This window comes from Pseudomonas sp. DW-iso3 (assembly GCF_058725305.1).
Genome location: NZ_JBZXDZ010000008.1, coordinates 347,548 through 354,559 on the forward strand (window position 1 = coordinate 347,548; position 7,012 = coordinate 354,559).

Below are 7,012 nucleotides of genomic sequence, written 5' to 3' on the forward strand. Positions count from 1 at the left end.
GCTGTTATTATCTGCCGTATCTATTCAGTACGGATTGATCCATGTCCTCTCGCGAAATCCGCATCGCCACCCGTAAAAGCGCCTTGGCCTTGTGGCAGGCCGAATACGTCAAAGCTCGCCTGGAACAGGCTCACCCTGGTCTCAAGGTGTCCCTGGTGCCTATGGTCAGTCGCGGCGACAAGCTGCTCGACTCGCCACTGTCGAAGATCGGCGGCAAGGGTTTGTTCGTCAAGGAGCTGGAAACCGCGCTGTTGGAAAACGAAGCCGACATCGCTGTGCATTCGATGAAAGACGTGCCCATGGACTTCCCTGAAGGCCTGGGCCTGTTTTGCATCTGCGAGCGCGAAGACCCGCGTGATGCCTTTGTTTCCAACACCTACGCCTCCTTGGACGCATTGCCTTTGGGCAGTATCGTCGGTACGTCGAGCCTGCGTCGCCAGGCTCAGCTGCTGACTCGCCGGCCGGACTTGCAGATCCGCTTTCTACGCGGCAACGTCAACACTCGCCTGGCCAAGCTGGATGCCGGTGAATATGACGCGATCATCCTCGCAGCGGCCGGCCTGATTCGCCTGGGTTTCGAAGACCGCATCACTTCGGCCATCAGCGTCGAGGACAGCCTGCCAGCCGGAGGGCAGGGCGCCGTTGGCATTGAATGCCGCACCGCCGACAGTGAAATCCACGCCCTGCTCAAACCCCTGGATCACCCTGACACCGAAATACGCGTGACGGCTGAACGAGCCTTGAACAAGCACCTCAACGGTGGCTGCCAGGTGCCGATCGCCTGCTACGCCGTGCTCGAAGGTGAACACTTGTGGTTGCGTGGCCTGGTGGGCGACCCGGAAGGCGGCACACTGCTGACCGCCGAGGCGCGTGGACCACAGCGTGACGCCACGGCCTTGGGTATCCAGGTGGCCGAGGAGCTGTTGGACAAGGGTGCGGGTGCCATCCTGCAAAAGGTCTACGGCGAGGCTGGCGCGCAGTGACCGAATGGCGCGTGCTGCTGACGCGGCCTGCCGAGGAGTCGAGGGCGCTTGCGGCCTCGTTGGCCGACGCCGGTATTTTCAGCAGCAGCCTGCCTTTACTGGATATCGAGCCGCTCCCCGTTACGCCTGAACAGCAGGCCGTCTTCCATGACCTGGGTCGCTACTGTGCGGTGATCGTGGTCAGCAAGCCTGCAGCGCGCCTTGCAGTTGCGCAGCTGGATCGAACATGGCCGCAGTTGCCATGGTTCAGTGTCGGCGCTGCCACCGCGCAGGTATTGGCCGCACAGGGGCTGAATGTTAAGTATCCGCCTACTGGCGACGACAGTGAGGCCTTGCTTCAATTGCCTGCGTTGCGCGAGGCTATCGCCCGCCCGGATGCCCGGGTGTTGATCCTGCGCGGCGAGGGCGGTCGGGAGCTGCTGGCGGAGCGCTTGCGCGAACAAGGTGCTAGTGTCGACTATCTGGAGTTGTATCGCCGTTTCCTACCGGCCTACAAGGCCGGGGCATTGATACAACGCATCCAGTTGGAACGCTTGAACGGCCTGGTGGTCAGCAGTGGGCAGGGTTTTTTACACCTGCAAGCCCTGGCCGGAGCCGATTGGCCCCAGGTGGCCCAGCTGCCGTTGTTCGTGCCAAGCCCCCGTGTCCAAGAGATGGCGCGGGTCGCTGGCGCAGAAAAAGTTGTGGATTGTCGCGGTGCGAGTGCCGCGGCTTTGTTAGTGGCGATACGGAGTTATCCCGTTCCCACTCTCTGAAACGCAAAGGACGGATACGTGAGCGAAACAGCCTTGCCTAAAGATGAAACCCAACCCGCACTTGATGCGCCGGTTGAGTCACCGGTTACCGCGCCGCGTCGCGGCAATGGCCTGGCAATCGTCGCCCTGCTGCTCGGCGTAGCGGGTGTTGCCGCCGGCGGTTGGGGCGTCTGGCAGGTCCGCGCGCTGCAAGCCAGCAGCCAGCAGCAGCTGGGCCAGGTGCAGACCCTCGATGACCAATCCCAGTCCCTCAAGCAAAGCCAGCAACAACTGGCTGCGCGGCTGGCGCAGTTGCCGGGTGCTGATGAGCTGGAGGAGCGCCGTCGCCTGGTGGCCCAGTTGCAGGGTGACCAACAGCGTTTGAGTCAGCGTCTGGAAACCGTGCTGGGGTCCAGTCGTAAAGACTGGCGCCTGGCTGAGGCGGAACACCTGATTCGCCTGGCGAGCCTGCGCCTTTCTGCCCTGCAAGACATCAACAGCGCCCAGGCGTTGGTCCAGGGGGCCGACGAGATTCTTCGCGAGCAAAGCGATCCGGGCGCCTACGCTGCTCGCGAGCAATTGGCCAAGAGCCTTGCCGCGCTGCGCAGCACCGAGCAGCCGGACCGCACCGGGCTATACCTGCAATTGGCGGCCTTGCGCGACCAGGTCGTGCAACTGGCCGCCATTGCCCCTGAGTATCAACTCACCGAACCTGCTTCCGATGGACGCCCGACTACTGATACGGAAAGCCGCTGGAGCCAGTGGTGGGAGCAGATTTCCCGTTACTTCCGCATTGACTTCAACCCGGATGACAACATCCGTCCGCTGCTGGCTGGGCAAGGCTTGAATCAGGTGCGCCTGGCCCTGAGCCTGGCGCTGGAGCAGGCGCAATGGGCAGCGCTCAACGGTGAGTCGGCGGTCTACAGCCGCTCCCTGGGCGAGGCGCGCAGCGTGTTGCAAGATAATTTCAACCAGGACAACCCGCAAAGCCAGGCGATGCTGGCGCGCATCGCCGAGCTTGAGCCCAAGGCGGTGTCGGTGGTGACGCCGGACCTGGCCGCGAGCCTCGCTGCCGTGCAGGCATACCTTGAGCGTCGTCACTTGTCTGCCGACGAAGCCAAGGCGGCGGCCACGCCGGCGAAGCAGGAGTAGAGCCGATGAAACGTTTCTATGTGATCCTGGTTCTGGCGATTGCAATCGCGCTGGCACTGGCAGTGGGCATTTCGAAACACACCGGCTACGTGCTGATTACTTACCCTCATGTGCTGCATTACGAGTCGAGCCTCTGGGCAACCTTGGTTGCGGTATTTGCCATCGGCCTGGCGATCTACCTGATCCGTGTGTTGTTGAGCCTGGTCACCACTTCCGGTGGCGTGGTCAACCCCTGGTCGCGGCGTAACCGCAGCCGTCGCGTACAGATTGCAATCGAGCAAGGTCAGATGGACCTCGCCGAGGGCCGCTGGGCCAGCGCTGAGCGCCACTTGCACCGTGCCGCCGAAGCCGAGCGTCAGCCGCTGCTGTATTACCTCGGCGCAGCCCGTGCCGCGAATGAGCAGGGACGTTACGAAGAGTCCGACGGCTTGCTGGAACGCGCCCTGGAGCGTCAGCCCCAGGCCGAGCTGGCGGTTGCCTTGAGCCATGCGCAACTGCAGCTTGACCGCGGTGATACTGACGGCGCACTGACCACTTTGCAGACCATGCATGAACGTCATCCTCATAACGCCCAAGTCCTGCGTCAACTGCAGCGCTTGCATCAGCAGCGGGGCGATTGGTCTTCGGTGATCCGTCTTTTGCCTGAGCTGCGCAAGGATAAAGTGCTGCCCGCCAGTGAACTGGCCGAGCTTGAGCGACGGGCGTGGGGCGAGAACCTGAGCCTCGCGGCCCAGCGTGAAGAGCAGGGCGAGGCCGGTTTGCAGTCCCTTGAGCGGGCCTGGCAGCAACTCACGTCCGCCCAGCGCCAGGAGCCGCAACTGGTCCTGGCTTATGCCGAGCAACTGCGCCAATTGGGCGCCGATGCCAAGGCCGAAGAAGCACTGCGCGGCGCAATCAAGCGTGGCTACGACAGTCATTTGATTCGACTCTACGGCTTGCTGCGCGGCGGTGACCCGGCCAAGCAATTGAAGTTTGCCGAAGGTTGGCTCAAGGACCATCCAGGGGATGCCAGCCTGCTGCTGACGCTGGGCCGCCTGTGCCTGCAAAACAGCCTGTGGGGCAAAGCGCGGGATTATCTGGAAAGCAGCCTTCAGGTGCAGCGCAATCCCGAGGCCTGTGCCGAATTGGCGCGTTTGTTGGCGCAACTGGGTGACACCGACCGCAGCAACCAGTTGTTCCAAGAAGGGCTGGGGCTGCTGGATAACCGTTTGCTGGCGTCCCCACTGCCTGTCCCAGTTCGGGCCTGACGTAGGAAGCTAGATGAGGGTTGGCTCGGACATGTCTGGCGGCCAACCCCTTTCGACCTTGAAAAACTGTTTGCAGAGCGTTTGTGGGCAACGTCCGACGCTGAGCAACCCAACGTCCTCCATCTTCTGGCGGTAAGTCCTTACCCTCTCGCGGAATCGTCTGCTCTGGCACGTATTGAAAGGGGTCAGGCCTTTCCTCTACCGTAACGACCTATCTTTCGCTGTGCGGATAAAGCATGTCTTTGGCCCCTTCACGCTCCTTGTTTTTCCTTGCGTTCCTGGCAGGTGCGCTGACATTGGGCGCGTCCTTTTACCTCGAGTTCGGCGTCTCCCTGCGCCCTTGCTTCCTGTGTCAGATGCAAAGGGGGTTCCTGGCGGCTTTCACATTGATCAATCTGGTCGCCGCGATCCATAACCCCAGGCGCCTGGTGAGTTGCCTGTATGGGCTGGCAGGCATGGTCTTCGCGTTGCTCGGCGCCATTACCGCCGTGCGCCAGGTGTTGCTACAAAACGCCGCACCGGACCAGGCGGCTGATTGCTGGCCCAGCCTGCATTACATGATCGAAAACCTGTCGGTTTGGCAGGCCCTGCAATTGACGGTCAAAGGCACCGTCGACTGCATGGATATCAGTTGGACGCTGTTTGACTTGAGCCTGCCGGAGTGGAGCTTGTTGTTCTTCGTCGGGATGTTGATCCTGGGTGCCATACAGTTTTCACCGCTGCTTTCAAGCCATCGTTTGCGCCCGGCGAGACGCTGAAGGCCACTCACAGTTCGTAAGACGGGATTAAACACTTGTATGAACTTTCTCTCCTGCGTACCTTGAAGCCACAGTCATGCGGGCATAATCTGGCCCGCACGTGTCATTGAAACCGTTTGTCAGATGCGGCCTTGTCCCGCTGTTGCTTTATCCTTGAAGTGTTGCGCGGGCACCAGGCGGCAGCGCCCCTATAGGGAAGAGAGATCACCATGCTGGAAAGTTGTCAGAATGCTCAGGAACGCTGGGGTGGGGTGCACAAGCTGATCGACAGCTGGCTGAAGGCACGTCACGAACTGGTTCGGGCCTTTGATGCACTCGGCGCCAAGCCCGAGGCACTGGCGGAGAACCGTGAACCGTTGCAGGATTTCTGCGGTGTGTTGGTGGACTACGTGTCAGCCGGCCATTTCGGCGTCTACGAACAGCTGACCAAGGAGGCGGAAGCCTTCGACGATCAGCGTGGCTTGGAATTGGCTGAGACCATTTACCCACGCATCGATGTCATCACCGAAAAGCTATTGGCCTTCACCGACCTGTGTGATGCCGGAAACTGTGTTGCTGCAAAATTCAAAGAATTGGGCGCACTGTTGCATGAGCGATTCGAGCTGGAAGATTGCTTGATCGAAGTGCTGCACAACGCTCATAAGGAAGAGCCTGCTACCCAGGCTTGACCCTCGACAGCCCTACAAAAAACGGTGCGCATGACGCACCGTTTTTTATGGCCTCAGTGTCGGGTGCCGAGTAACTCGATCTCGAACACCAGGGGGGTATAGGGCGGAATCAATTCGCCGGCACCGTCGGCACCATAGGCCTGGGCTGATGGGATCACCAGGCGCCATTTCGCACCCACCGGCATCTGTTGCAACGCACTGCTCCAGCCGTTGATCACGCTGTCCAGGCGAAACCACTGGGGTTGCGTGCTTTGGTCGAACACCGTCCCATCGGGTAACCGCCCCACGTACTTCACTTGAACTTGATCGCTGGCCGTTGGCTTGTCGCCAGTGCCGGGGGTGAGCTCGGTGAGCAAGATTCCATCCGCTAATTCGCGCACGCCTTTTACGGCTTTTTCCTTGTTCAGGAATTGGTGTTCGGCCGCGAGTGCTTTTTCGCTTTGCGATGCCTGCGAGTCGGTTTCGGTCTGTGCTTCGTGCTGGGCAAGAATCTGCTCGATGCGTGCGTTGTCCAGTGCCAACGGCTTGCCTTGATACGCTTGCTTTAGACCGTCGATCAACGCCTGCAGCTGCAGGTCGGGAACCTCCTGGCGCAAGCGTTCGCCGAGGCTTGCGCCCAGGCTGTAGGCGAGGTCGTGCTGGTTTGGTTCAGTGGTTTTCGCGGGCGATTGCTCGCTCGCATTGGCCCCTGATATCGCCAAGCCAAGCACAAGGAAAAGATAACGCGACATGGGGATTCTCCCGCCGAAAGTGCGACGGATTATGCCAGTGTGAACGGGTAAAAAGAGCCGTGTATTTTCGTTATATCGATAAGAATTTCCGCACGGTGCAACGCAAGTCAAACGATACTGTCAACATGCCCTAGCGGCGGTAAGAGCAGAGGGCTAGTATGAGCCGCACCCACGTCAGCCAGGAGGTAAACCATGTCGGCCAAACAGAAGCCTGTTAATACCCCGTTGCATTTACTCCAACAACTTTCGGGCAGCTTGCTCGAACATCTGGAAAGCGCCTGTTCCCAAGCGTTGGCCGATGCAGAAAAACTGCTCGCCAAGCTGGAAAAACAACGCGGTAAAGCGCAAGAAAAGCTGCACAAATCCCGCACCAAACTGCAAGACGCCGCGACTGCCGGCAAGGCCAAGGCTCAAGCCAAAGCCAAAGACGCTGTCAAAGAACTTGAGGATCTGCTGGACGCCCTCAAGGATCGCCAAGCTGAAACCCGCGCCTACATTTCCCAACTCAAAAAAGATGCTCAGGAAAGCCTGAAACTGGCTCAGGGCGTTGGTCGTGTGAAAGAAGCTGTGGCTAAAGTGCTGGGCGCTCGTACCCCTGCAAAAGTTGTTGCTGCGAGCTCGGCGAAAAAGCCGGCGAGCAAAGCTGTTGCTGCCAAGGCACCGGTTAAAGCCGCCGCAAAACCTGCTGCCAAAACCGCTGCTGCAAAACCAGCCGCCAAGCCAGCTGCCAAAACCGCTG

8 protein-coding genes are annotated in these 7,012 nt (G+C 60.2%); 7 read left to right on the forward strand and 1 reads right to left on the reverse strand.

Annotated elements, in window-relative coordinates; genetic code table 11:
* Nucleotides 1-41 precede the first annotated feature (41 nt).
* The 6 genes from hemC (at nucleotide 42) to AC4PS7_RS24145 (ending at nucleotide 5,542) form a co-directional block, all read left to right on the forward strand.
* The gene (gene hemC, locus AC4PS7_RS24120) at nucleotides 42-983 is read left to right on the forward strand and encodes a hydroxymethylbilane synthase (protein ID WP_010207437.1); all 942 of its coding nucleotides are present in this window, start codon (nucleotides 42-44) and stop codon (nucleotides 981-983) included.
* Nucleotides 980-1,738 carry a uroporphyrinogen-III synthase gene (locus AC4PS7_RS24125; protein ID WP_010207436.1) on the forward strand — a complete coding sequence of 253 codons (759 nt, stop codon included), beginning with the start codon at nucleotides 980-982 and terminating at the stop codon, nucleotides 1,736-1,738. The genes hemC and AC4PS7_RS24125 overlap by 4 nt, the downstream gene beginning before the upstream one ends.
* A gap of 18 nt (nucleotides 1,739-1,756) precedes the next feature.
* Nucleotides 1,757-2,869: a uroporphyrinogen-III C-methyltransferase gene (locus tag AC4PS7_RS24130; protein WP_010207435.1), complete on the forward strand. Its 1,113-nt coding sequence runs from the start codon at nucleotides 1,757-1,759 to the stop codon at nucleotides 2,867-2,869.
* Nucleotides 2,870-2,874: 5 nt separating this feature from the next.
* Nucleotides 2,875-4,116 (forward strand): heme biosynthesis protein HemY, encoded by a 1,242-nt coding sequence (locus tag AC4PS7_RS24135; protein ID WP_010207434.1) that lies wholly within the window; start codon nucleotides 2,875-2,877, stop codon nucleotides 4,114-4,116.
* A gap of 236 nt (nucleotides 4,117-4,352) precedes the next feature.
* Nucleotides 4,353-4,874: a disulfide bond formation protein B gene (locus AC4PS7_RS24140; RefSeq protein WP_010207433.1), complete on the forward strand. Its 522-nt coding sequence runs from the start codon at nucleotides 4,353-4,355 to the stop codon at nucleotides 4,872-4,874.
* 209 nt (nucleotides 4,875-5,083) lie between these two features.
* Nucleotides 5,084-5,542: an Rsd/AlgQ family anti-sigma factor gene (locus AC4PS7_RS24145; RefSeq protein WP_010207432.1), complete on the forward strand. Its 459-nt coding sequence runs from the start codon at nucleotides 5,084-5,086 to the stop codon at nucleotides 5,540-5,542.
* Nucleotides 5,543-5,595: 53 nt separating this feature from the next.
* On the opposite strand, the gene AC4PS7_RS24150 is transcribed toward AC4PS7_RS24145, so the two are convergent.
* Nucleotides 5,596-6,273 carry an FKBP-type peptidyl-prolyl cis-trans isomerase gene (locus AC4PS7_RS24150; protein ID WP_042570928.1) on the reverse strand — a complete coding sequence of 226 codons (678 nt, stop codon included), beginning with the start codon at nucleotides 6,271-6,273 and terminating at the stop codon, nucleotides 5,596-5,598.
* Nucleotides 6,274-6,465: 192 nt separating this feature from the next.
* On the opposite strand from AC4PS7_RS24150, the gene AC4PS7_RS24155 reads away from it, so the two are divergent.
* Nucleotides 6,466-7,012: AlgP family protein (locus tag AC4PS7_RS24155; RefSeq protein WP_350493515.1), on the forward strand; the 547-nt coding region annotated here is incomplete at its 3' end.